Source organism: Streptomyces sp. NPDC056883 (assembly GCF_042788835.1).
Taxonomy (GTDB): domain Bacteria; phylum Actinomycetota; class Actinomycetes; order Streptomycetales; family Streptomycetaceae; genus Streptomyces; species Streptomyces stoeckheimensis.
This window is the reverse complement of sequence record NZ_JBHUBS010000004.1, coordinates 391,881-414,393: the sequence shown is the minus strand read 5'-3', so window position 1 is coordinate 414,393 and position 22,513 is coordinate 391,881. Positions and strand designations below refer to the sequence as shown.

Annotated in this window: 21 protein-coding genes, 1 other RNA gene and 1 pseudogene; 11 read left to right on the top strand and 12 right to left on the bottom strand. The window is 73.1% G+C overall.

What is annotated here, in order from left to right; genetic code table 11:
- Nucleotides 1-85 precede the first annotated feature (85 nt).
- The gene (locus ACFRU2_RS13810; RefSeq protein ID WP_382971633.1) at nucleotides 86-1,090 is read left to right on the top strand and encodes a small ribosomal subunit Rsm22 family protein; all 1,005 of its coding nucleotides are present in this window, start codon (nucleotides 86-88) and stop codon (nucleotides 1,088-1,090) included.
- Nucleotides 1,091-1,171: 81 nt separating this feature from the next.
- On the opposite strand, the pseudogene ddaH reads toward ACFRU2_RS13810, so the two are convergent.
- Nucleotides 1,172-2,008 (bottom strand): annotated as a pseudogene (gene ddaH / locus ACFRU2_RS13805) (dimethylargininase); the annotation flags it as partial.
- Nucleotides 2,009-2,105: 97 nt separating this feature from the next.
- Between ddaH and ACFRU2_RS13800 the strand changes: the two are divergent.
- On the top strand, nucleotides 2,106-2,780 hold the full coding sequence (locus ACFRU2_RS13800) for a TetR/AcrR family transcriptional regulator (protein ID WP_382971631.1): 675 nt from the start codon (nucleotides 2,106-2,108) through the stop codon (nucleotides 2,778-2,780).
- A 137-nt stretch (nucleotides 2,781-2,917) separates the two neighbouring features.
- On the top strand, nucleotides 2,918-3,667 hold the full coding sequence (locus ACFRU2_RS13795) for a bifunctional DNA primase/polymerase (RefSeq protein WP_382971629.1): 750 nt from the start codon (nucleotides 2,918-2,920) through the stop codon (nucleotides 3,665-3,667).
- A gap of 239 nt (nucleotides 3,668-3,906) precedes the next feature.
- On the opposite strand, the gene yaaA is transcribed toward ACFRU2_RS13795, so the two are convergent.
- A complete protein-coding gene (yaaA, locus tag ACFRU2_RS13790) occupies nucleotides 3,907-4,707 on the bottom strand; it encodes a peroxide stress protein YaaA (RefSeq protein ID WP_382971628.1) in 801 nt (266 codons plus the stop codon).
- A 106-nt stretch (nucleotides 4,708-4,813) separates the two neighbouring features.
- Here yaaA and ACFRU2_RS13785 point away from each other — a divergent pair, with 106 nt between their 5' ends.
- Nucleotides 4,814-6,256: an RNB domain-containing ribonuclease gene (locus ACFRU2_RS13785; protein WP_382971626.1), complete on the top strand. Its 1,443-nt coding sequence runs from the start codon at nucleotides 4,814-4,816 to the stop codon at nucleotides 6,254-6,256.
- A 45-nt stretch (nucleotides 6,257-6,301) separates the two neighbouring features.
- Here the strand turns inward: ACFRU2_RS13785 and ACFRU2_RS13780 are convergent, their stop codons facing one another.
- Nucleotides 6,302-7,705 carry a TerD family protein gene (locus ACFRU2_RS13780; protein ID WP_382971624.1) on the bottom strand — a complete coding sequence of 468 codons (1,404 nt, stop codon included), beginning with the start codon at nucleotides 7,703-7,705 and terminating at the stop codon, nucleotides 6,302-6,304.
- A gap of 153 nt (nucleotides 7,706-7,858) precedes the next feature.
- Here ACFRU2_RS13780 and ACFRU2_RS13775 point away from each other — a divergent pair, with 153 nt between their 5' ends.
- The 5 genes from ACFRU2_RS13775 to ACFRU2_RS13755 all read left to right on the top strand — a co-directional run bounded on the left by ACFRU2_RS13775 (nucleotide 7,859) and on the right by ACFRU2_RS13755 (nucleotide 12,461).
- Nucleotides 7,859-8,773: a helix-turn-helix domain-containing protein gene (locus ACFRU2_RS13775; RefSeq protein ID WP_382971622.1), complete on the top strand. Its 915-nt coding sequence runs from the start codon at nucleotides 7,859-7,861 to the stop codon at nucleotides 8,771-8,773.
- A 563-nt stretch (nucleotides 8,774-9,336) separates the two neighbouring features.
- A complete protein-coding gene (locus ACFRU2_RS13770; protein WP_243329576.1) occupies nucleotides 9,337-9,849 on the top strand; it encodes an XRE family transcriptional regulator in 513 nt (170 codons plus the stop codon).
- A 143-nt stretch (nucleotides 9,850-9,992) separates the two neighbouring features.
- Nucleotides 9,993-10,694, top strand: a complete 702-nt coding sequence (locus tag ACFRU2_RS13765; RefSeq protein WP_382971620.1) for a hypothetical protein — start codon at nucleotides 9,993-9,995, stop codon at nucleotides 10,692-10,694.
- 1 nt (nucleotide 10,695) lies between these two features.
- Nucleotides 10,696-11,868 (top strand): MAB_1171c family putative transporter, encoded by a 1,173-nt coding sequence (locus tag ACFRU2_RS13760; RefSeq protein ID WP_382971618.1) that lies wholly within the window; start codon nucleotides 10,696-10,698, stop codon nucleotides 11,866-11,868.
- Complete coding sequence (locus ACFRU2_RS13755; RefSeq protein WP_382971616.1) at nucleotides 11,865-12,461, top strand: hypothetical protein; 597 nt, start codon at nucleotides 11,865-11,867, stop codon at nucleotides 12,459-12,461. The genes ACFRU2_RS13760 and ACFRU2_RS13755 overlap by 4 nt, the downstream gene beginning before the upstream one ends.
- Before the next feature lie 161 nt (nucleotides 12,462-12,622).
- Here ACFRU2_RS13755 and ACFRU2_RS13750 read toward each other — a convergent pair whose 3' ends face one another.
- Nucleotides 12,623-13,459, bottom strand: coding sequence for a hypothetical protein (locus ACFRU2_RS13750; RefSeq protein ID WP_382971614.1), 837 nt, complete (start codon nucleotides 13,457-13,459; stop codon nucleotides 12,623-12,625).
- Complete coding sequence (locus ACFRU2_RS13745; RefSeq protein WP_382971612.1) at nucleotides 13,456-14,286, bottom strand: MerR family transcriptional regulator; 831 nt, start codon at nucleotides 14,284-14,286, stop codon at nucleotides 13,456-13,458. The genes ACFRU2_RS13750 and ACFRU2_RS13745 overlap by 4 nt, the downstream gene beginning before the upstream one ends.
- A gap of 78 nt (nucleotides 14,287-14,364) precedes the next feature.
- On the opposite strand from ACFRU2_RS13745, the gene rnpB reads away from it, so the two are divergent.
- An RNA gene (gene rnpB / locus ACFRU2_RS13740) (RNase P RNA component class A) lies at nucleotides 14,365-14,766 on the top strand.
- Between the two features lie 65 nt (nucleotides 14,767-14,831).
- Here rnpB and ACFRU2_RS13735 read toward each other — a convergent pair.
- From ACFRU2_RS13735 to ACFRU2_RS13715, 5 genes are all read right to left on the bottom strand, one after another.
- Nucleotides 14,832-15,209: a hypothetical protein gene (locus ACFRU2_RS13735; RefSeq protein WP_382971610.1), complete on the bottom strand. Its 378-nt coding sequence runs from the start codon at nucleotides 15,207-15,209 to the stop codon at nucleotides 14,832-14,834.
- A gap of 222 nt (nucleotides 15,210-15,431) precedes the next feature.
- A complete protein-coding gene (locus ACFRU2_RS13730) occupies nucleotides 15,432-16,811 on the bottom strand; it encodes a bifunctional RNase H/acid phosphatase (protein ID WP_382971608.1) in 1,380 nt (459 codons plus the stop codon).
- Nucleotides 16,811-17,554 carry a zinc ribbon domain-containing protein gene (locus ACFRU2_RS13725; RefSeq protein WP_382971907.1) on the bottom strand — a complete coding sequence of 248 codons (744 nt, stop codon included), beginning with the start codon at nucleotides 17,552-17,554 and terminating at the stop codon, nucleotides 16,811-16,813. Before ACFRU2_RS13725 ends, ACFRU2_RS13730 begins: the two co-directional genes overlap by 1 nt.
- Nucleotides 17,551-18,408 (bottom strand): Nif3-like dinuclear metal center hexameric protein, encoded by an 858-nt coding sequence (locus tag ACFRU2_RS13720; protein ID WP_382971606.1) that lies wholly within the window; start codon nucleotides 18,406-18,408, stop codon nucleotides 17,551-17,553. Before ACFRU2_RS13720 ends, ACFRU2_RS13725 begins: the two co-directional genes overlap by 4 nt.
- A gap of 71 nt (nucleotides 18,409-18,479) precedes the next feature.
- Entirely contained in the window at nucleotides 18,480-19,541 is a 1,062-nt protein-coding gene (locus ACFRU2_RS13715; protein ID WP_382971604.1) for an ABC transporter substrate-binding protein, read from the bottom strand.
- 239 nt (nucleotides 19,542-19,780) lie between these two features.
- Here ACFRU2_RS13715 and ACFRU2_RS13710 point away from each other — a divergent pair, with 239 nt between their 5' ends.
- On the top strand, nucleotides 19,781-20,911 hold the full coding sequence (locus ACFRU2_RS13710; RefSeq protein WP_382971602.1) for a hypothetical protein: 1,131 nt from the start codon (nucleotides 19,781-19,783) through the stop codon (nucleotides 20,909-20,911).
- Between the two features lie 20 nt (nucleotides 20,912-20,931).
- Here the strand turns inward: ACFRU2_RS13710 and ACFRU2_RS13705 are convergent, their stop codons facing one another.
- Both ACFRU2_RS13705 and ACFRU2_RS13700 read right to left on the bottom strand, forming a co-directional pair.
- Nucleotides 20,932-21,399 carry a hypothetical protein gene (locus ACFRU2_RS13705; RefSeq protein WP_382971600.1) on the bottom strand — a complete coding sequence of 156 codons (468 nt, stop codon included), beginning with the start codon at nucleotides 21,397-21,399 and terminating at the stop codon, nucleotides 20,932-20,934.
- 164 nt (nucleotides 21,400-21,563) lie between these two features.
- Entirely contained in the window at nucleotides 21,564-22,508 is a 945-nt protein-coding gene (locus ACFRU2_RS13700) for a 3-oxoacyl-ACP reductase (protein ID WP_351441828.1), read from the bottom strand.
- Nucleotides 22,509-22,513: the final 5 nt, after the last annotated feature.

The following is a 22,513-nucleotide window of genomic DNA, read 5'->3' as shown; positions in this document are numbered from 1 at the left end:
GGGGGGGGGTCCGTTCTCTTCCTCCCCCCTCCCCCCCCCCCCCCCGCCCCCGGCCCCCGGCCCCCGGCCCCCGTAAACTTGGCGGGTGAACGACACCGCCACCACCACCGCCGAAACCCTGCGCAGCGCCCTCGCCGGGCTGCTCGAAGGCCTCCCGCAGAAGCAGGCCACGGCCGCCGTGGAGCGGCTGATCGCCAACTACCGCGGCACGATCCCGACCAACGCCCCCGTCCTGCGCAACCGCTCCGACGTGGCCGCGTACGCGGCGTACCGGATGCCCGCCACCTTCGAGGCCGTACGGTCCGCCCTGGACGGGCTCGCCGAGGCGGCCCCGGACTGGTCCCCGGCCTCGCACGTGGACGTGGGCGGCGGCACCGGCGCGGCGGCCTGGGCCACGGACGCCACCTGGGGCGGGCCGCGCGAGACGGTCGTACTGGACTGGGCGGATCCGGCGCTGGTGCTCGGCAAGGAGCTGGCCGCGGCCTCCTCCTCCCCCGCGCTGCGGGCCGCCGAGTGGCGGCAGAGCATCATCGGGGCCGGGATGACGCTCCCCGGGGCGGACCTGGTGACGGTCTCGTACGTCCTGGGCGAACTGACCCCGGAGGCCCGCCGCGAGGTGGTCGCCGAGGCGGCACGCGCCGGTCAGGCCGTGGTGGTGGTCGAGCCGGGCACCCCCGAGGGATACCTGCGCATCCGCGAGGCCCGCGACCAGCTGATCGAGGCCGGGCTGCAGGTCGCCGCCCCGTGCCCGCACGACGGGACCTGCCCCATCGAGGTCGGCAAGGACTGGTGCCACTTCTCGGCCCGGGTCAGCCGGTCCTCGCTGCACCGCCAGGTCAAGGGCGGCTCCCTCTCCTACGAGGACGAGAAGTTCAGCTACGTGGCCGCCACCCGCTTCCCGGTGGAGCCGGCCGCCTCCCGGATCACGCGCAGGCCGCAGATCCGGAAGGGGCTGGTCCAGCTGGAGCTGTGCGGACCCGAGACCGAGGGCCAGACCCGGGTCAACGTGACCAAGCGCCACGGCGACCTGTACAAGGCCGCGCGGAACGCCGACTGGGGCCAGGAGTGGCCGCCCCCGCAGGAGTCCTGAGCCGGGGGCCCCAGCCTGAACCCTTGAAGCCCGCAGGGCCCGAGCCGGCCGGGGCCCGGGCCCGTCGGAACCCGCCCCCGGCTAGGGCCTCAGCTCCTGCGTGCAGCACTTCACGCTGCCGCCGCCCTTGAGCAGCTCCCCCAGATCCATCGGGACCGGCTCGAACCCCCGCGCCCGCAGGGGTGCGAAGAGCCCGGCCGCCTCCTGCGGGAGCAGCACGTGCCGGCCGTCCGAGACCGCGTTGAGCCCGAGGGCGGCCGCGTCCTCGGCCTGCGCGATCAGCGCGTCGGGGAAGAGCCGGCGCAGGACCGCACGGCTGCCCTCGGAGAAGGCCTCCGGGTAGTACATGACCTCGTCGCCGTCGAGCACGGACAGGGCCGTGTCCAGGTGGTAGTAGCGCGGGTCGACGAGGTCGAGACCGATGACCGGCCGGCCGAAGAACTCCTGGGCCTCGTCGTGCGAGAGCGGGCTGGAGCGGAAGCCCCGGCCGGCCAGGATGTAGGTGGCGGTGACGGCGAAGTCACCCTCGCCCTCGTTGACGTGGGACGGCTCGTGGACGTCCTGGAAGCCGTGGCCACGGAACCAGTCGAGGTGGATCTCCGCCTCGGCGGCCCGCTCGGGGTAGGCGAACCGCGCGCCCAGCACCCGGCCGTCGACGACGAGGGCGCCGTTCGCCGCGAAGACCATGTCGGGCAGTCCGCGGTCGGGTTCGAGGGTCTCGACGGTGTGGCCGAGGGCCCGGTAACGGTCGCGGAGGTCCTCCCACTGGGCCATGGCCAGGGGCAGGTCCACCGGTTTCGTGGGGTCCATCCACGGGTTGATGGAGTACGTGACCTTGAAGTGCGCGGGTGGGCACATCAGGTAGCGCCGGGGTGTGGCGTCTCTGCGCAATGAAGGCTCCTCACGGTGATGAGAAGAGAATCGTCTCTCCTCGGCGGGAACCGCGCAGTGAACTGATTGGGTGGTTTTCCGAACGGCTGAAAGACGAGCGGTTCACGGTTGATAAATTGCCGAAATGAGCTCCAGCCCCCTCCCTGCTCCCGACGCCGAAGCCGGCACCGGCACCGGCCCCGCCGCCGCCCCCCGGTCCCCGGACGCCACGCGTCGCAGCGACCGCTCGCGGCGGGCCGTCCTGGACGCGGCGCTCGATCTGGTGGGGGAGGTCGGCTACAACAAGTTGACCATCGAGGCCATCGCCGCCCGCGCCGGAGTCGGCAAGCAGACCATCTACCGCTGGTGGTCGTCGAAGGCCGCGGTCCTGCTGGACGCCTCGCTCGCGCTCGCCGGGGACGCGCAGCCCGAGGGGGCGTGGGGCTTCCCCGACACCGGGGACCTGGCCGCCGACCTGAAGTCCGTCATGCGGGCGACGGTGGACGAGTTCGCCGACGAGCGGTACGCGGCCCCCGTACGCGCCCTGACGGCGGCCGGCGCCACCGATCCCGAACTCGGGGCGCGCTTCACCGAGCGGCTGCTCGAACCCCAGCTCGCGCTGTACGAGGAGCGGTTGCGGTCGGCCCGCGAGGCCGGGCAGCTCCCGCCGGACACCGACCTGCGGCTGACCGTGGAGATGCTGGTCGGACCGCTGACGTACCGCTGGCTGATGCGCACGGCGCCGCTCACGCACGCGTACGCGGAGGCGCTGGTGGACGCGGTGCTGGGCGGGGCCGGGGCGGGGTGGGATAAGTCATGACCCTCTGACGGCCGAGAACATATGGCCGATTTCTGTGGTTATGTGGGAGCCCTGGTCGGGGGGTGCGGTCACCCGGCGACCAGGATGGTGGGAACATGTGAGGGTCTGCCGGGGCAACGGTGTAGGTGAGGGGATAGATGGGGTCTGAGTCGGGCCGCGTCACACGCGGCGAGCAGAGCAGGATTTCCCAGTGGCTGCGCCGCAAGCCCAAACCCGACGCCGAGGACCCCGCACGAGAACGCGAAGCCCTGCTGCTGGCCGTCGCCGCGGCGGGTCTGCCGATCTCACCCGCCGCACATCCGGCCGGTTATCGGTGTTCGTGCGACCGGATCGGCTGTCCGACGCCCGCGCGACACCCCATCTCCTTCGCCTGGCAGACGCAGTCCACGACGGACCGCGCGCAGATCGAACGCTGGGCCCGCAACCAGCCCGCGGCCAACTTCATCACCGCGACGGGCATGGTCCACGACGTCCTGGACGTCCCCCTGGAAGCCGGTCACAGCGCGCTGGAACGCCTGCTGGCCGCCGGCATCGAGGTCGGCCCGGTCGCCGAGTCCGGCGGTACGGGCGACCAGGCCCGGATGCTCTTCTTCACCGCGACCCGGGGTACGCCCGAGGACGAGGACGAGTGGTGGCCCTGCGAACTGGACTGCCACCCCGAGACGATGGACGAGCACCCCGGACTGCGCTGGCACTGCCGGGGCAGCTACGTCCTGGTACCGCCGGCCGCACTGCCGGGGGACCTCGCGGTGACCTGGCTCCGCGGCATGGAGCATCCGCTCGTCGATCCGCTGACCCTGCTGGAAACCCTCACGGACGCGTGCGCCACCTACGCCGGCGCCTCGGACCGCGCCCCCGCCACGGTTGCCTGGCCCCTGGGCCGCTGAGCGCATTCCGGCTCGCCGGCGTTTGACGCGCGCGTTCAGCCTCGCCGGCGTTTGAGGCGCGGGGGTCCGGGGGCCGGCCCCCGGCAACGGCGCCGCACCTTGCTCCGGCCCCTGCGCGGGGGGAGTTCCCCTACCCGCCCTTCGCCCGTTCCCCGGGCGCTGCCCGGACCCGCCCTGGGGCTCCGCCCCAGACCCCGGTCCTCAAACGCCGGACGGCTGAAAAGACCCATCCGCTCCGATCAGTGGATCTGGGTGACGACCACGTCGAGCGACCAGGCCTTGCCCGGCTTTGCGGGGGCCTCGGCCTCCACCGTGAAGCCCAGGTCGCGCAGGGCCGTCACCAGTTCCGCCGGGGACGCGGGGACCGCGCCCGCCGACAGGAGGTCGCGGACCAGGCGGCCCTTGGTGGCCTTGTTGAAGTGGCTCACCACCGACCGCTTCTCCACCCCGTCGACCATCTGGGAGTGCAGGACCCGGACCGTGGCCGTGCGCCCCGCCACCTCCCCCTTCGGCTTCCACGCGGAGGCGTACGCCGAGGACCGCAGGTCCAGGACCAGGCCCTGTCCCGCCGCCTCCGGCATCACCGAGGCCATCGGTTCGCGCCAGAACGCGCCCAGCGCCCCCAGCCCCGGCAGCTTCACGCCCATCGAGCAGCGGTAGGAGGGGATGCGGTCCGCGATACCGACCGCTCCCCACAGGCCCGAGAAGACCAGCAGGGATTCCTTGGCCAGGGACGCCGCCGCCGGCGAGAGGGTCGACAGGCCCAGCGCGTCGTACAGGACGCCCGTATAGATCTCCCCGGCCGGGCGGGCGACCGCCGTCCGCAGCTCGGCGTTCTTGGCGACCTCACCGCGCAGGCCCTCGCTCAGGCCGAGCACCTCGCGGGCCTTCGGCTCGTCGCCCACGCACAGCTCGACCAGCTCCTCCAGCACCGCGGCGCGGGCCGCGGCCAGCCCCGGCAGCGAGAGCGTCTCCGGCTTCAGCGGTGCGCCGGAGCCGCCGGCGGCCTTTCCTTCGGACGGCGGCAGCAGCACGAGCACGGTGGATCTCCTTCGGACGGGCATGGCACAGCGGCGGGGGTGCGGCCCCCGACCAGGGTAGACGGCTCGCCGCGCCGCCCGGGCCCACCGGCCATAGGCTCGGCTCATGCCACGCCGTCATATGATCATGACCGGCGCAGACGGGGCTGCTCTGCGGGCCGCGCTGCGTGAACTGCGGACGAAGCTGGAGGTGCCGGAGGAGTTCCCGGCACCCGTACTCGCCGAGGCCGAACGGGCGGTGCGCAGCCCCCGCCTGCCGGACTTCGACGCCACCGACATCCCCTTCTTCACGATCGATCCGCCGACCTCGCGCGATCTGGACCAGGCCATGCACCTGGCGAAGCGCCCCTCCGGCGGCTACCGGGTCCACTACGCCATTGCCGACGTCGCCGCCTACGTCACTCCCGGAGGCGCCCTCGACGCCGAGGCCCACCGCCGGGTCACCACCCTCTACTTCCCCGACGAGAAGGTCCCCCTGCACCCGGCCGTGCTCTCGGAGGGCGCGGCCAGCCTGCTCCCCGACCAGACCTGCCCGGCCCTGCTGTGGCGGCTCGACCTGGACGCCGAGGGGCGGGTGGAGGGGACCGAGGTGCGGCGTGCGCTCGTGCGCAGCCGGGCCAAGCTCGACTACGACGGCGTGCAGAAGTCCATCGACGGCGGCACCGCCGAGGAGCCGCTGGCCCTGCTGAAGGACATCGGACGGCTGCGCGAGGCCTTGGAGGCGGAGCGCGGGGGGATCTCGCTGAACGTGCCCGAGCAGGAGATCGTCGAGCACGAGGGCTCGTACAGCCTGGCCTACCGGGCTCCGCTGCCGGCCGACGGCTGGAACGCGCAGATCTCCCTGATGACCGGCATGGCGGCCGCCGAGCTGATGCTCACCGCCGGGACCGGGATCCTACGGACCCTGCCGACCGCCCCCGACGGAGCCGTCGGGCGGCTGCGCCGGGCGGCGAAGGCCCTGCGGATCGAGTGGCCGCACCACGTCCCGTACGCGGAGCTCGTGCGCGGGCTCGATCCGCACCGGCCCGCCCACGCGGCCTTCCTCCAGGAGTGCACGGCCCTGCTGCGCGGCGCCGGCTACACCGTCTTCACCGGCGGCCGGACCCCGGACCCCGTCCTGCACGCCGCGGTCGCGGCCCCGTACGCCCACTGCACCGCGCCGCTGCGCCGGCTCGTCGACCGGTACACGGGCGAGCTGTGCGTGGCGGCCGTCGCCGGGACCGAACCCCCCGGGTGGGCGCTGGAGGCGCTCGACGCCCTGCCGAAGGAGATGTCGGACGGGACCCGGCTGGCGAACTCGGCGGAGCGGGAGTCCGTGGACCTGGTGGAGGCGGCGCTGCTCAAGGACCGCGTCGGGGAGACCTTCGAGGCGACGGTCATCGACGTCAAGGACCGGGAGCCGCTGGTCGGCACGGTCCACCTGGAGGAGCCGGCGGTGATCGGCCGCGTGGAGTCCACGGCGCGGGAGCTCCCGCTGGGCGAGCGGATCCGGGTCCGGCTGACGGAGGCGGACCCGGGGCGGGCGAAGGTGCTCTTCGCGCCGGCCTAGCCGGCGTAGGGCGGGGCGTCGTCGGAGCGCGCCCCGCCCCTGTCGTCAGCGGTTGCGGAGCCAGAAGCTGACGGCGTTCAGTTCCGTGGGTTCGATGGACCAGGGGCCGGGAGCGTCGATGATCAGGAGGCGCGGGCTCAGGGGGAGCGTGGCGACCCCGCGGCCGCGGTCCGGGCGGTGGAAGACGCGTTCGCGGTTGTCGTTGTTCCGGACGGCGTGCACCTCCATGCGGCCCCGCTCCTCCTCCTTCCCGAGGTTCCTGACCTTGATGTCGAGGAGGTGGTGACTGTGGGCCAGTACGTCCGGCCCGTGCCCCTCGACCCTGTCGACGAGCTCGGGTACGACCGTCACGGGCCGCAAGGTGAGCGTCCACGCGCACCGCGTGTCCACCTCCAGCCGCAGCGGAAGGTCGCCCAGGTTGCGGAAGACGGTCCGGCCGGAGAGATCGTCGATCCGGCTGGCCATGATCTCCGTCTTCCTGCGGCCCTCGGGCTTCAGGAGGGCGACGTTCACGTACCCGACCCCCTCCTTGACCACGTCGACCACCACGAAGCCGCGCGGGAACGGGGTGTCTACCTCCACGATGCCGGGGCCCAGGCCGGACCGGCGGATCGGCGGGAACTCCTTCCCGAACTCGAAGGGGAGCGCGTTGAGCCGCCCCTCCGGCACCAGGTCCGGCGCGACGGAGACCGGCGCGACCGGGACCGGCGCCGCGCCCGCGGTCTTGAGGACGACCTGGGGCTGCGGAGGTCCGGCAGCCGGCTGCGGGGAGCCGGGCGCCGGCAGGGGTGAAGGCGGTGACGGCGGTGACGGCGACGGGAAAGCCGGCGGCGCCGCTGCCGGCCTTGCCGGGCCCGGCAGCGGCGGCGGGAGCGGGAGACGGTCGGGGAACGCGGCCGGGGCGGCGGGCTCCTCGTCCGGCACCGTGAAGCCGAAGTCGGTGGCCAGGCCCGGCAGCCCGGACGCGTAGCCCTGTCCCACCGCGCGGAACTTCCATCCCCCGTCCCTGCGGTAGAACTCGCCGAGCAGGATCGCGGTCTCCGTCGTCGCCCCCTCCACGGCGTACAGCGCGAGCTGCTCCCCCGTGGCCGCGCCGACCGCCCGCAGGTACAGGTCCTCGACCTCCGCGAAGGTCCCGCCGTCACAGGACGCCGCGACCACGATCCGCTCCACGCAGGGCTCGACGCGGCCGGGATCGATCTCCAGCCAGTCCGCGGTCACCCCGCCCTCGCCCCGGGCGTCGCCCAACAGCCGTACGGCGCTCCCCGCGTGCTCGGGCTGGTTGTAGAACACCAGGTCGCCCCGGCCCCTGACCTTGCCGTCCGCCCCGACGAGCAGCGCGGCCGCGTCGACCGCGGGCGAGCCGGGCCCGCCGTCGCGGCGGACGACGGCGACGCGCATCGACTCGCCGCTGAGCGGAAGGTTTCCCCCCTTGATGATCTCTGTCATGCACGCATCCTGACATCAGGGCCCGGCCCGTCGGCAGGTGCGGCGGACGGGATCCGCTGCCGGACCGCTCTGGCCATCGCGCCCCGTGGCCTGCCATCATCGGCCGACCGCGCGGTACCACCGGCCGCGCAACAGCGGGGAGGGGGACCGGACATGGGATCGGTCGACGCCTTCGACGTATGCACCGTGCCGGCCGCCGCCACGGGCAGCACGGGCAGCAGATCGGCCCGCCGCCGCCCGCCGGCCGCCGCACTGAGACCGCTGATCATCAACTACACCGGCTTCCACACCGAGTTCACCGCCCCGAGGCGCCGCCTGGAGCTGCCCACCGGCTGCGTGACCCTGGTCTTCAGTTTCTCCGAGGGCCTGTGGGTCTCCCGTACGGAGGACCTCGCCGCTGCCCGACTACGGCCCGCCGCCCGGGCGATGATCAGCGGCCCGCGCACGGTGCCGGCGATCGGGGTGCATTCGGGGGTCGTGCACGGGCTGGAGGTGAACATGACCCCGCAGGGCTGCTACCGGCTGTTCGGCATCCCGATGTGGCACTTCGAGGACGCCCACGTGGACCTGGTGGAGGTGCTCGGACGGCAGGGCCGCCACCTCGGCGAACGGCTCCAGGCGCTCCCCTCGTGGACGGAGCGGTTCGCGCTGCTCGACGCGGTGTTCTGCGCCCGCCTCGACGAAGGCCCCTCCCCGGCGCCCGAGGTCGACGGAGCCCTCTCCGGGCTCTGGGCGAACACCCGCTCCCTGACCCGGGTGAGCGCCGCGACGGGGTGGAGCGCCCGTACCGTACGGGCGCGGTTCCGCGAGCAGGTGGGCCTGTCCCCGAAGGCGATGGCCCGGGTGTTCCGGCTCCAGCACGCGCTGCGGATGCTGGCGGCGGGAACGGCGGCCGCGGAGGTGGCGGCGGCGTGCGGCTATCACGACCAGGCGCACCTGAGCCGCGAGGTGAAGGCGATGACGGGGCTGCCCCCGTCCCGGTTCGTCCTGCTGCGGGGCGGGCTGGCGCCCGGTTCGGCACTGGACCGGATGGCGGGCCGCGTCAGCAGCGTGATGCTGGCCGGCTAGACGTACGACTCCGCCGGATCGCGACCCGGGGCGCGCCTCGGATCGCGTCCCGGGTCGCCGCCGGACCGTACCGTCCGGCGGCGGCTCCCCCGTTGGAATTCCGCCGGACCCCGACGACAGGCGTCGGCTCCCGTCGTCGAGCGGTTCGCCCGCCCCGGGCTGGGGACCCCCGTACCCCAGCCCGCGAGCGAGCGCTCCGACCCCCCTGGTCCTGCACCTGGAGCCTGCCGCCGTGACGGCATTGCGGCTCCTCCCCCTTCCGTCTTCACCCACCGGCTCGGCTGCCCAGTCGGCTAGACGCTGTGCGTCGAGCGGTTGAGCGCCGAACCATCTAGTGCGCTAGACGGCTGGACGAAGATACGCCGCCGCACGCATGCCCTGTCAAGGTCCCGCGGGGCGCCCCGGGGACAATATGGCGTGGGTCACATTCCACTGGGTCCGCTAGCTGGGTAGACGCAGTTCGTTGCACTGTGTGGCGAATGCCATCTAGGCAGGTAGATAATGTTGGCGATGATTTAGCACTGAACTATGCGATCCAGCAGGAGACGGGAGCAGTGACGGTGATGGGTGAGGAGACCCCCACCGGCCGGCGGGACACCATGGGTGACCGCCTCGGCTTCTTGATCGAGACGATCCACCCTGCGGGCCGTGGTCCGTACACGTACCAGGAGATCGCCGAGGGCACCAAGAAGCTGTCCGGCCCCTCGGTCTCGCACGGCACGGTCCAGACCATCCGCCTGAACAACAACCCGAACCCGGGCATCGACTCGATCCGCGCCATCGCCAACTTCTTCGGCGTCACCGTCGGATACCTGGCCGACGGAGAGAACGCCCAGGCGATCGAGCAGCGGATCGAGGAGCGGATCGCGCGGCTGCGCGAGGAGATGGGCAAGGCCGCCGCGGCCGACGAGTTCGCCCAGGTCCTGGAGGACGAACAGGTCAAGGCCGCGGCCTTCCGCCTGAGCGGGCTGTCCGCCGGTTCCATGCGTTCCGTCACCGGCTTGATCAAGCAGCTCCGGAAGGCCGAAGGGCTTCCGGATGTGAAGCCCCGCCGCCGCCGCGGCAAGGAGTCCTGAGGCGTAAATCAGCCACCCGCCGCGCCCTGTCAGCCGTATTCCGGCCACCGATACGCCCTCAGTAAGCCCCTGCTGCGCTTCCGGTTACTCTCAAACCCGATCGGGTGTGCGGACCGGAGCGACGACGGGCGGGGAGGGCGACCATGCGCTGGTGGAAGCGCGCCGACGCGGAATGCGCCGCCGTCGCCGACCGGCTCGTCATCCCCCGGCCCTTCGACCTCGAAGCCTTCTGCGAGGGGATCGCCGCGCAGCGCGGCCGGCCGCTGATCCTGCTGCCCCTCGACGGACCCCCCGACCCGGCCCTGCCCTGCGGGATCTGGCTCGGACTGGACGTCGCCGACCTCGTCTTCTACGACGCCGTCGCGGCCGAGATCCTCAAGGTCCAGATCGTCCTCCACGAGATCTCGCACATGCTGCTCGGCCATGTCGCTCCCGAACTCGACATCCCCGAACAGCCGTCGGACCGGGAGATCGCCCGGGCCTCCGAGCACTTCCAGCGCCTGCTGACGCGTACGCACACGGCCGTCTCCGGGATCGACCGCCCCGAGCTGCCCGTGGCCTCGATCATCCGCACCGAGGCGGCCCGGATCCGGAACGTGGCCCGCATGACCGAATCGATCGACGAGGAACTCGGCCTCGACATCGACCGCCTGGCGCACCTCATGGGGCGGAGCAAGTTCGCCAGCCCGCAGGAGCGGCAGGCGGAGACCCTGGCCACGCTCATCCACGAGCGGTCCGGCCGCTACAACACGACGCAGTCGACCTCCAGTGACAGTGAGGCCGAGGACCGTCTCGTACGCCTCCATGACGCCCTCGGGCACCCCGTTCGAAACACGTGGTCGTGAAGTGAAACACCTCGAAATCGCCATCCTGGTCATGCTCTGGACGGTGACCCTCTGGCGCGCTCCCTCGGCCGTCCGGTCGGTCAAACAGCGGGCCCTGTGGACGGCGTTCGCCGCCCTGACCGTCTCCATGACGCTCCGCCTCCCCGGCGTGATGCGCACTCTGGACGACTGGGCGGGGGTCAACAACCTCTCCACCCTCGTCAAGCACTGGCTCGGCATGATCGCGGCCGGCGCGGTCGTCGACTTCGTCGTCGCCATCGCCCGCCCGGAGACCGGCCGCCGGCTGCGGGCCCGCCACTACGCCGCCCTGACCGCGATGACGGCCATGGCGGTGCTCTTCGCGTTCTTCGTCCCGCGGCCCCACGAGATGACCGACTTCTTCGAGGAGACCGCCGGCAACGGCTGGGCCACGGCCTACTACCTCCTCTTCGTCGTCTACCTCGGCATCGCCATGGCCACCGCCACCTGGCTGTTCTGGGGCAGCGCCCGGCACGCCAGCGCCCTGTGGCTGCGGACCGGCGTCCGCCTCATGGGCATCGGAACCGCCGTCGGCGTGCTCTACACCCTGCTGCGGGCCGGGTACATCGCGAGCCGCCTCGCGGGCCTCACGGACGACACCAGCGACGTCGCCGTCGACAACGTCACCGACGCCCTGAAGTACCTGGCGATCGGCTTCATCCTGATCGGGAGCAGCATCCCCGCCTTCGGCGTGGCCTGGCGCACCGTCCAGGACGGCCGCCACCACCGGCAGCTCCAGCCGCTCTGGCAGGACCTGACCGCGGTCACCCCCGACATCGTCCTGAAGACCGGCCTCCTGCGCAGCCCGCGGCTGCGGCTGTACCGGCGGGTGATCGAGATCCGCGACGCCGCCCTGACCCTGGACGCCTACACCGCCAACGACGTCCGCGAGCACGCGCACCGCGCCGCCCTGGCGGCCGGGTTCGACCCGGCGACGAGTCCGGCGGCCGAAGCCCTCTGGATGCGGGCGGCCCGCGAGGGCAAGGCCCGCGGGGTCCTGCCGCTGCGCGGCGCCCAGGAGCCCGCCGCCACCGTAGGGATCGACGAGCTCGACTTCGGCACCGAAGTACTGCGCCTCATCCAGCTCGCCCGGATCTACCACTCCGCCGTGGCCGACGAGTTCCTCACCACGACCAGCCAGGAGGCCACGGCGTGACCGCCACGCTCACCCAGCCCACCGAGTCCCGATCCGCCCGCCTGATCACCGACGGGCTCGATCCCAAGACCTGGATCATCGCCGACACCCTCCTGATCGGCTGGCACACCGCCGGCCTCGCCGGGATCGGCTGGGGGCTCCTGGGCTGCCTGTTCGCCGCCGTCATCCCGCTCGCCTTCATCAAGTACGGCATCCGGCGCGGCCGCTGGGCCGACCGGCACGTCGGCCAGCGCCAACAGCGCATCGTCGTGATGGTGTTCATCATCGGCTCGGTCGCCACCGGCATCCTGCTGATGGCGCTCCTCGGCTCCCCCCGCACGATGATCGCGCTGATCGCGGCCATGCTGGTCACCCTCGCGGCCCTGCTCGCCGTGACCCCCGCCTGGAAGATCAGCGTGCACGCGGCCGTCTCCTCCGGGAGCGTCGCCATGCTCGCCATGACCTACGGGCCCTGGCTGCTGCTCGCGTACCCGCTGGTCGCCGTCGTCGGCTGGTCCCGGGTCGCGCTGAAGGACCACACCCTCGCCCAGGTCATCGCGGGCACCGCGGTGGGCGCGGCCGTGGCGGCCACCACCTTCGGGCTGGTCCGCTAGGGGGTGTCCCGGGGCCTGTCCCAGGACCCGTCGTCACACCACTCCCGTCCGCCTCGTACGTCCCGTCGGCAGCGTCGTTTTCCGGCCGTGCCGTTTTCGACAAGACAGGCGCGCACCGGCTTGTCACGCTCGGCGCACACCGTCGGCACGGCGGCAGCCCGTCACGGGGGTGCGGGCTGCCGCAGTGCCGCGACCAGCGCGCGGGGCTCGTCCGCGTGGAAGCGGACGACGCGGGCTTCGGCGCGGGCGCCGAGCGGGCGGCGGAAAGCGAGCGGGCGGGCCAGTTCGACGGTGACGGTGGTCTGGCTGCCGACGATCAGGTCGAGCACCCCGTCCTCGGAGAGGGTGACGAGCCGCCCCTCGGGATAGCGCCGGTCCACCCGGACCGAGGCCACCGCGTCCGGCGGGACGGTCAGGTCGAAGAGGGCTCCGTAGCGGATGCGCAGGGTCCCGTCGGGCCGTACGACGTGCGGCCGGGTCACGCAGGCCGCGTGCAGGGCCAGCACCAGCAGCACCCCGTACACGTCGAGGACGAGCACCACCCGGTGCACGGCCGGCCAGGGGATCAGGACGGCCAGCGCCACCGTCTCGATCAGCGACACGAAGACCAGGCCGTACATCATGGCCGTCTGCGGTCCGGTGTACGGGGCTGCGTGGTCTCCGGGGCGCACCCCGTGCGGCGGCCGCCGCAGCGCCCAGCGGGCCAGCGCCGCGGACGCGCGCAGCTCGTGCAGCACGAGGCGGCGTACGGGCACGGGCACCACGGCCCGTACGGCCTCGCGGCGGGCCGCGGCGGGGTCGGCGCCGCGGGCGCGGGCGGCGGCGTACAGGGAGTACAGGACGCGGGCCTCCAGGAGGAGGACCCCCAGCACCATCACCTCGGCGACGGCGAGGGCCCAGCCGGGCGGGCGCACTCCGGCGGCCACGCACACCACCAGCGCCAGCTCCATGGGGAGCACGGCGGCCACCCCGATCCGTGCCGCGCGTATCGCGCTCATTCCCGGCCCCTTTCCGTCTGCACGTCGGTCTGTACGTCGGTCTGTACGTCCGTCTGCGCCTTCGTCTGCGCGGCCCACGTGTCCGTGAAGGCCTCCATCACCCGGCGGACGACCTCCGCCTGCGCCGGGGCGTACTCGGCGAGCAGGGCCTCCAGGAAGCCCGGCACGTCCTGCGGCCCGCCGGTCCCCTCCGTGGCCGCCGTCGCCGTCGCCATCGCCGCGAACGCCTCGGCGGGCACCGCGGCCACCAGTTCCGCGGCGAGCGGCCCGATCCGGGGATCGTCCCCGTCCGCGTCGGCGAGCTCGTCGAGCCGCTCGTACAGCGCGAGCACGGCCGGATCGGCGGCGACCGTGCCGAGCACGGCGTAGAGCTCCTCCCCCACGGCGCCCGAGGCGTCCAGCAGGCTCAGGTGCTCGCGGTCGAGCGCGGCCGACGGCGACGTCGTCGCGGGAGCCTTGGCGAGCAGCTCCGCGAGTGCGGGCGAGACCGGCTCGGCCTCCCCTGGCGGGGCGGCGAGCAGGACGGCGAGGCGCCGTCTGCGCTCGGCCAGTTCGGCCTGCTGGCGGGCGAGGTCGGCGTCGAGCTCGGCCAGTACCTCGGCCAGCTCGCGCCCCGCGTCGTCCGCGAGCACGTCGCGCACCTCGTCGAGGCTCAGCCCGAGCTCGGTCAGCCGGCGCACCCGGGCCAGCCGGACGGCGTCGCGCACGCTGTAGGCGCGGTAGCCGTTGGGGCGCCGGTCCGGCTCGGGGAGCAGGCCGACGTGGTGGTAGTGCCGGATCGCCCGGGTGGTGACCCCGACGAGCACGGCGATCTCTCCGATCCGCATGGGTTCCAGTAGAAACCCTGCCGTTGCGTCAAGGTCAAGCCGTGATGACGCAGCCGGTACGATGGGCGGCACGACAGACGAGTCGGCCGGGCGGCCGCGTCGGGATCCCCGGATCCCGCCGAGGAACGTCCGGGCTCCACAGGGCAGGGTGGTGGCTAACGGCCACCCGGGGTGACCCGCGGGACAGTGCCACAGAAAACAGACCGCCTGGGGCTTCGGCCCCCGGTAAGGGTGAAACGGTGGTGTAAGAGACCACCAGCGCCTGAGGCGACTCAGGCGGCTAGGTAAACCCCACCCGGAGCAAGGTCAAGAGGGGTCGTTCTCGGACGGCCCTGCGCGAACGTTCGAGGGCTGCCCGCCCGAGTTCGCGGGTAGACCGCACGAGGCCGGCGGCAACGCCGGTCCTAGATGGATGGCCGTCTCCCCGGCGACCGCGAGGTCACCGGGTGACAGAACCCGGCGTACAGGCCGGCTCGTCTGTCGGCGAACAGCCCCCGCTGACCCGTTCGTTCGGGGCCGGGGGCTTCGTCGTACCGCGGTGGCGGTCAGCAGTCCCAGTGGGCCCCGTAGCGGGGCCGGTAGGGCTCGACGGGCGTCTCCGGGTCGTGGAGCGCGGTGCGGCAGGCCGTACGGGACCGGGCGCGGGCGGCGCGTTCCGCGAGGCGGGCGGCTTCCGAGAGGGAGCCCGCGAAGGCGCAGCAGTACCTCCAGCTGTCGAAGGCGCGGCGGACCTCCCGCGGCTGCGGGCGGCGGCCTTCCTCGGCCGCGGTGCGGAGTTCGGCGGCGGAGTACCTCAGGCTGCGCAGGTCCACCCGGCGCCAGGGACCGTCGTACGGGCGCCGGCCGAGGATGTCGAGCTCCTCGCGCCGCCGTGCGTCGAACGGGGTGCGCGGGGCGGGGATGTGGTGGGCGGTACGGGACACGGAGAGCCTCCAGTCGCACCCCAGGGCCTTCCTGGGGGTGCTACCGGAAGCCGGACGGGTAAGGCTGCACGGGCGGATCCCTCCTCCTCCTGCTCCTCGCACTGTCTTCTTCACGTGCCCCCTCTTTCTACCAACCGGCGGCGCGCCGCGGCCCGGGGATTACGACGATGCCCCCCGCCCGGTCGGGGCGGGGGGCATTGTCGTGCGGCCGGGCGCGGTGGCTCAGCGCAGGTGGGACGTGTCGTTCAGGAGGCGGACCGAGGCGTTGCCGTCGGCGTAGTAGGCGACCGCCGACAGGGAGGCCGCCGAAAGTTCCATGCGGAACAGCGCCTCCGGCGGGGCGCCCAGCGCCAGCCGGACCAGGATCTTGACCGGCGTCACGTGCGAGACCAGCAGGACCGTGCGGCCCGCGTGCTCGGCGAGCAGCCGGTCCCGGGTCGCCGAGATCCGGCGGGTGGCCGAGGCGAAGCTCTCGCCGCCGCCCGTGGGGGCGGCCTTCGGGGAGTCCAGCCACGCCTGGAGGTCCTCCGGGTGACGCTCGCGCGCCTCCGCGAAGGTCAGCCCCTCCCAGGCCCCGAAGTCGACCTCGCGCAGCCCCTCTTCGACCGTGACGGTGAGCCCGAGCCGGTCGGCGACGGCCTGCGCGGTCTCCCGGCAGCGGCGCAGCGGAGAGCTGATCACCGTCTCGATGGTGCCGCGCGCAGCGAGCGACTCCGCGACGGCGGCAGCCTGGCGGCGGCCCGCCTCGGAGAGCTCCGGGTCGCTGCCGCCGCTGCCGGAGAACCGCTTCTGCGGGGTCAGCGCGGTCTCTCCGTGGCGCAGCAGCACGAAGGTGGCCGGGGGGCCCATGTCGGGCCCCCAGCCCTGCCCCGCCGCGGGGGCGCCCGCCGGACCGGTGGCCGTGGCCGTGCCGGTGGCCGTGCCCGCGGTCGTACCGGTCGGGTCCGGCCCGGGAGCGGGGGCCGAGGCCGGGGCCACGAGGTCCGCCGGGTCCCCGAAGAGGGTGTCGGCTCCGGCCGGTGCGGAGCCGGCCGGCACGCCCGCAGCAGCGCCCGCGCGGGTCCGCGTACCGCCGCCGGAGGCGAGGGCGGCGCGGACGGCCGCAGCGCCCTTCGCCGCGTCACCCGGAGGGCCCTGCGGGGACGCGACCGCGTCCAGGGCCGCCGAGGAGTTCGCGGGCTCCCAACGCTCGCCCCGCTTGCCCGCGTCCATCGCCTCGTTCGCGAGCCGGTCCGCGTGCTTGTTCTTCTCGCGCGGGATCCACTCGTACGTCACCTGCGCGCGCGGCATGACCTTCGCCGCCTCCGCCGCGAGCGGCTTCATGTCCGGGTGCTTGATCTTCCAGCGGCCCGACATCTGCTCGACGACGAGCTTGGAGTCCATGCGTACGAGGACCACCGCGTCCGGGTCCAGTTCGCGGGCGGCCTTCAGCCCGGCGATGAGGCCCTTGTACTCGGCCACGTTGTTCGTCGCGACGCCGATGTACTCCGCGCGCTCGGCCAGCGTCTCGCCCGTGGCCGGGTCGAGGACGACGGAGCCGTAGCCGGCGGGCCCCGGGTTGCCCCGGGAGCCGCCGTCGGCTTCCACAACGAACTTCGGCATCAGATGCCCGAGTCGGCCATGCGGACCAGGATGCGGCCGCAGCTCTCGTGCCGGACGACCTGGTCGCGGGCGGCGGCCTTGATCTCGTTGACCTCGGCGAGGTCGAGCTCCAGGCGGCAGCCCTCGCAGCGGCGCTGCGACAGGCGGGCGGCGCCGACGCCGCCCTGCTTCACGCGGATCTTCTCGTACAGGGCGATCAGCGCGGCCGGCATGGTGGTGACGATGACCTCGCGGTCCTTGGCGATGCCCGCGACCTCGGCGTCGATCTCACCGGTGGCGGCGTCGCGGCGCGCGGTGGCGTCGACGAGCTTGGTCTCCAGCGAGGCGACCCGGTCGGTGAGCTCGGTGACGCGCTCCTGCGCACCCTCCAGGCGCTCCATGACCTCCAGGACCACGTCCTCCAGGTCACCCTGGCGCTTGGCGAGGGAGACGACCTCGCTCTGCAGGTTGGCCAGGTCGCGGGCGGAGATGCCCGCGCCCGAGTCGAGGCGGGCCTGGTCGCGGGCGGCGCGCTGGCGCACCTGGTCCACGTCCTGCTCGGCCTTGGTCTGCTCGCGGGCGGCGTCGCCGGCCTGCGTCTGGGCGGCGACGAGGAAGTCGCGCTGCTGGGCGAGGTCGCTGGTCAGCGCGTCGACCTCGGCGTGCTCGGGGAGCATCTTGCGCTTGTGGGTCAGCTGAGACAGCCGGACGTCCAGGGCCTGGACGTCGAGAAGTCGGATCTGGTCGGCGGGCTCGGCGTTCAGTTGGGGGCTCCAGGGTGAGAAGGGGATGTCACGGACGGCGCGTGCGCCGTCCACGGGTCGGTGGCCGTGCGCGAGACGTGGGTCCGCAGACCCCAGCCGTTGCGCTCGGAGATGGCGTCGAGCTGGGCCGCGGCCTGCTCGCACCAGGGCCATTCGGTGGCCCAGTGGGCGGCGTCCACGAGGGCGAGCGGGCTCTGCTCCCGGGCCTCGGACACCGGGTGGTGGCGCAGGTCGGCGGTGACGTACGCGTCGACACCGGCGGCCCGGACCTGCGCGAAGAGGCTGTCGCCGGAGCCGCCGCTGACGGCGACGGTACGGATCATCGCGTCGGGATCACCGGCCACCCGGATGCCCTGCGCGGTCGGCTGGAGCCAGGCGGCGACGCGCGCGGTGAACTCGCGCAGCGTCTCGGGGCGGTCCAGCTCGCAGAGCCGGCCCAGGCCCCGGCGGCCCTTGGGGTCGGTCGGGTCGGGGACCAGCGGGCCGGTGACGCGCAGGTCGAGGGCGCCGGCGAGGGCGTCGGAGACGCCGGGGTCGGCGGTGTCGGCGTTGGTGTGGGCGACGTGCAGCGCGATGTCGTTCTTGATCAGCGTGTGCACGGCCCGGCCCTTGAAGGTGCCGGCGGCGACGGTGGTGGTGCCCCGCAGGTAGAGGGGGTGGTGGGTGACGAGCAGGTCGGCACCCAGTTTCACCGCTTCGTCGACGATCTCCTGGACGGGGTCGACGGCGAACAGGACCCGGGTGACCTCGGCGTCGGGGTCGCCGCAGACGGTGCCGACGGCGTCCCACTCCTCGGCCCGCGAGGGGGGCCACAGAGCGTCCAGCGCGGCGATGACTTCAGAGAGACGGGGCACAGGCCAAGGCTACCGTCCGTGGCGACCGGCCAGACGCTCCGAGCCCGCCCGATCACGGGCGGGCCGGGCCCCTACTTGACCAGGAACGTGCGGAGGTCGTCGAGGACCTTGTCGGCGGCGGTCACGCCGAGGCCCAGGTACCAGGTCTCGTCCGGGACGTCCTTGGCCCGCCCCTGCTTCACGGCCTCCAGGCCCTTCCACAGCGGGTTGTCCTCGGCGGAGTCGCGCTTGGTCTTGTCCTTGGCCCCGTAGACGCCGGTGAAGATCCAGTCGGCGGCGGCCTCGTCCATGCGCTCCGGGCTGATCTCCACCGCGAGGTCCTCGACCTGCTGGTTCTGCGGGCGCGGGATGCCGGAGTCCTTCAGGATCGTGCCGATGAAGGAGGCGCCGGCGTAGAGCCGGGTCTTGCCCGGCATGTAGCGCAGCATCGTGACGGTCGGCTTCTTCTCGCCGAGGTCCGCGCCGAGCTTCGCCGCCTTGGCCTGGTAGGCGTCGAGCTTGGCCTTGGCCTCGGCGGTCTTGTCGAGGGCGGCGGCGTTGAGAAGGTAGTTCTCCTTCCACGGGAAGCCGGGGCGGATGGAGAAGACGGTCGGGGCGATCTTCGAGAGCGCGTCGTACTTGTCCGCGGAGCGCAGCTGGCTGCCCAGGATCAGGTCGGGCTTGAGGGCGTTGATCGCTTCGAGGTTGAGGTTGTTGATGGTGCCGACGGACTTGGGCTCGCCGGCGTCCTTCTTGAGGTAGCCGGGGATGCCCTCGTCGCCCTCGGTGGGCGCGTAGCCGACGGGCTGCATGCCCAGCGAGACCACGTTGTCGAGCTCGCCGACGTCGAGGACGACGACCCGCTTGGGCGCGGCCTTGAGTTCGGTGGAGCCCATGGCGTGGGTGACCGTGCGCGGGAACTGCCCGGCCGCCGCGGTGGTCCCGAAGGCCGCCGTCTTCTTCGCCGCATCGGAGAAGTCCTTGCCGCCCTGGGCGGCGGCCTTCTTCTCGGTGCCTCCGGCCGGGGCCTCCTTGCCGGGCTTCGCGGCCTTGTCGTCCTGGCCTCCGCAGGCGGTGAGGACGAGTGCGGCGGCAGCTGCCAGGGCGACGGCGGCAACGGAGCCACCGCGGGGCGTGCGGCGTCGGAGGGACATGGAACGTCTCCTGAGGGTGGGGAGCGGGCAAAACGCTGAAAGAACCGAAAGATCCGAAAAAGCGGGTTAGGTGTACCTAACCAGGCCCCTCACCCTAAACGCCCCGATATCGCACAGCACAATCGCCTCCCCCTCCACAGCCGAATCGCCGCCCCGCCACCCGTATGTGTGAAGCGGGGATTGTCGCGTTGTCCGGAGCGAAGCGCGATCACTACGTTCCTCGGCGGAGGTATCCGCAGATGACTGCCTGTGCCATCGAGAAGACCAGCGCGACCCCGTTCACCATCGCCGCGGACGGGTCCTACGCCGCCCGGCTCGCCGGGGACGGTGAAGCCCGCTATCCGGAGCGCTGGACGCTGACCGGGCCCGAGCCGTACGCGGTGCCCCTGCCCCTCGCCCAGCCCGAGGACGCCGCCAGCGAGGTGCTGCCGCTGACCGACGGGCGGGTCCTGATCCACCGCCGGGTCGCGGAGCGGCACGCCTTCGCGCTGCTGTACCCGACGGGCGGCGGCGCAGCGGGCGCCGGGCCCCGGACCGGGGAGCTGCAGCTCGGCGCGATCCCGGCGGAGGACGGCGTACGGGTCACCCTGCTGCCCCCGTCCCCCGACGGGCACGGGGCCTTCGCCCTGGCCGTGGAGGCCGCCTCGACCACGGTGTGGCAGGTCGCCGGGGTCCCCTTCGGGCCGGAGCGGGTCGCCCGGGTCCCGGGGCGCTGTTCGGGCGGGGTCTGGCTGGACCGCACGGGCCGGCTGCTGGCCCTGGACCGCGAACTGGACGGCCCCGACGGGCCGGTGACCAAGGCGGTGGCCGTGGACCTGCGGCGGGCCGGGGAGGTGTCACCGCTGCTCCAGATCGCGGAGGCCAGCAACGACCGGCTGCTGCTGGCCGACACCGACAGCGGACTGCTGCTGATCCGCTCGGACGCGCCGGGCGAACCCCGGCTCGGCTGGGGGGTCCTGGGCAGCGCCCGCCCGGTGCGGTTCCCGGAGTGCCTGCGGGCCGTCGGGGCGACGGCGACGCCGTTCGCGGTGCAGCCGGGGCAGGTGCTGATGCCGGAGAGCTGCGGGGTGGCGCTACGGGTGGACGAGGCCGGCGACGGTTACGGCGGCTCCGTGGCCGGGCTGGCCCTGTGGCGCCCCGCCGACCGGCACGTGTTCCGGCTCGGCGCCCCGGCCGGCTGGCTCGGCGGAACGGGCCGCTGGACCCAGGAGGGCCGCCTGCACCTCCCGTACAGCACCCCCGAAGTACCCTGCGGGCTCCTCGGGATGAACATCCCGGTCTCCCCGCCCCCACCCATCCGCCTGGACCCGATCCCGCTTCCGCCGGCCCCCGCCCGCCCGGTCCCCTTGCAGCAGGCCCCGTTGGGGTGAGATCGGCCGCCGGGGTCGGGTCATCCGTCCTCGTCGCTCCGTTCGAGGTATCCGGTCTCGGCACAGCCCTCGTCGGCGTCGGGGGCCGGGCACATCGCAGGGTCGGCGTCGTCGCCGTACAGGTAGACGTCCACGCTGCACTCGCGGCCGTCGAACCTCAGGGACAGCATGCTGCCGCGCGTGGCGGTCTCCTCCACGGTGAAGGACGTGCCTCCGGGTTCGGTGGGGGCCCAGAACGCCCAGGTGCCGGAGGTCAGGCCCTCGGGGCCCCCGCACTTCGAGGTGACGGGGTACTTGCCGAGGGACTCGCCGCTGAAGGTGTGGTCCGCGTGGAAGGTCACGGACACGCTCCCGCCGTTGGTCCACCGCCCCTCCAGCCGGTCCGCGTCGATGTCGGCGGCGTAGATCCCCGCGGCGAGGCCGCACGACGTCGTCAGCGCCATCGCCGCGGCCGCCAGAGCGGCCGACTGCCATACCCGTCGATTCACGCGCACATCTCCCCCAACTGCCCGGACCACAGCCCTGGTTCGAGCCCTTGCGACTCACCCCCCACATTAATTGAACGCATTCAAATTTCCTAGCCGTCCCCCGGAACGACGCCGGGCCCGGGGTGTGGAACCCCGGGCCCGGCGCTTGTGTACCTGTGTATCCGTCAGCCGTCGTGCTTGAGGCCCAGGACTTCCGCCGCCGCGAAGGTTTCGTTCGCGGGGCGGGAGTCGTAGTGCGGGGTGAGGAGCTCGTCGAGTTCCTCGTAGGAGAAGGACTCCTTGGTGGTGTCGAACTTCGCCGCCACCTTCGGGCGTTCCATGACGACCACGATGCCGCCGTGGACGACGAACAGCTGCCCGTTGGCCTTCGCCGAGGCCGGGGAGGCCAGGTAGCCGACCAGCGGGGAGACGTGCTCGGGGGCGAGGGCGTCGAGCTTGCCCTCCTCCGGGACCTGGAACCCCGCGAAGACGTCCTCCGTCATACGGGTACGGGCGCGCGGGCAGATGGCGTTGGCCGTCACCCCGTACTTGGCGAGGGCCAGGGCGGTGGACGTGGTCAGGCCCACGATGCCGCCCTTGGCCGCCGCGTAGTTGGGCTGGCCGGCCGAGCCGCCGAGGAAGGCCTCGGAGGAGGTGTTGATGATCCGGCCGTAGACCGGCCCGCCGGCCGCCTTGGAGCGTTCGCGCCAGTGCACGGAGGCGAAGTGGGTCGTGTTGAAGTGGCCCTTGAGGTGGACCCGGATGACCGAGTCCCACTCCGACTCCGACATCGAGAAGACCATCCGGTCGCGCAGGATGCCCGCGTTGTTGACCAGGATGTCGAGCTTGCCGAAGCTGTTCACCGCCAGCTCGACCAGCTCGCGCGCCTGCTCGAAGTCGGCCACGTCGCCCAGGTGCGCCACCGCCTGTCCGCCCGCGGCGCGTATCTCCGCCGCGACCTCCTCCGCCGGTGCGGCCGAGGCCTCGCCGGAGCCGTCGCGGCCGGGCTGCCCGAAGTCGTTGACGACCACGCTCGCGCCGAGCCGGGCGAGTTCGATCGCCTCGGACCGGCCGAGGCCGCGGCCCGCCCCGGTGACGATGGCGACGAGTCCCTCAAGTGGCAGTGACATCCGTA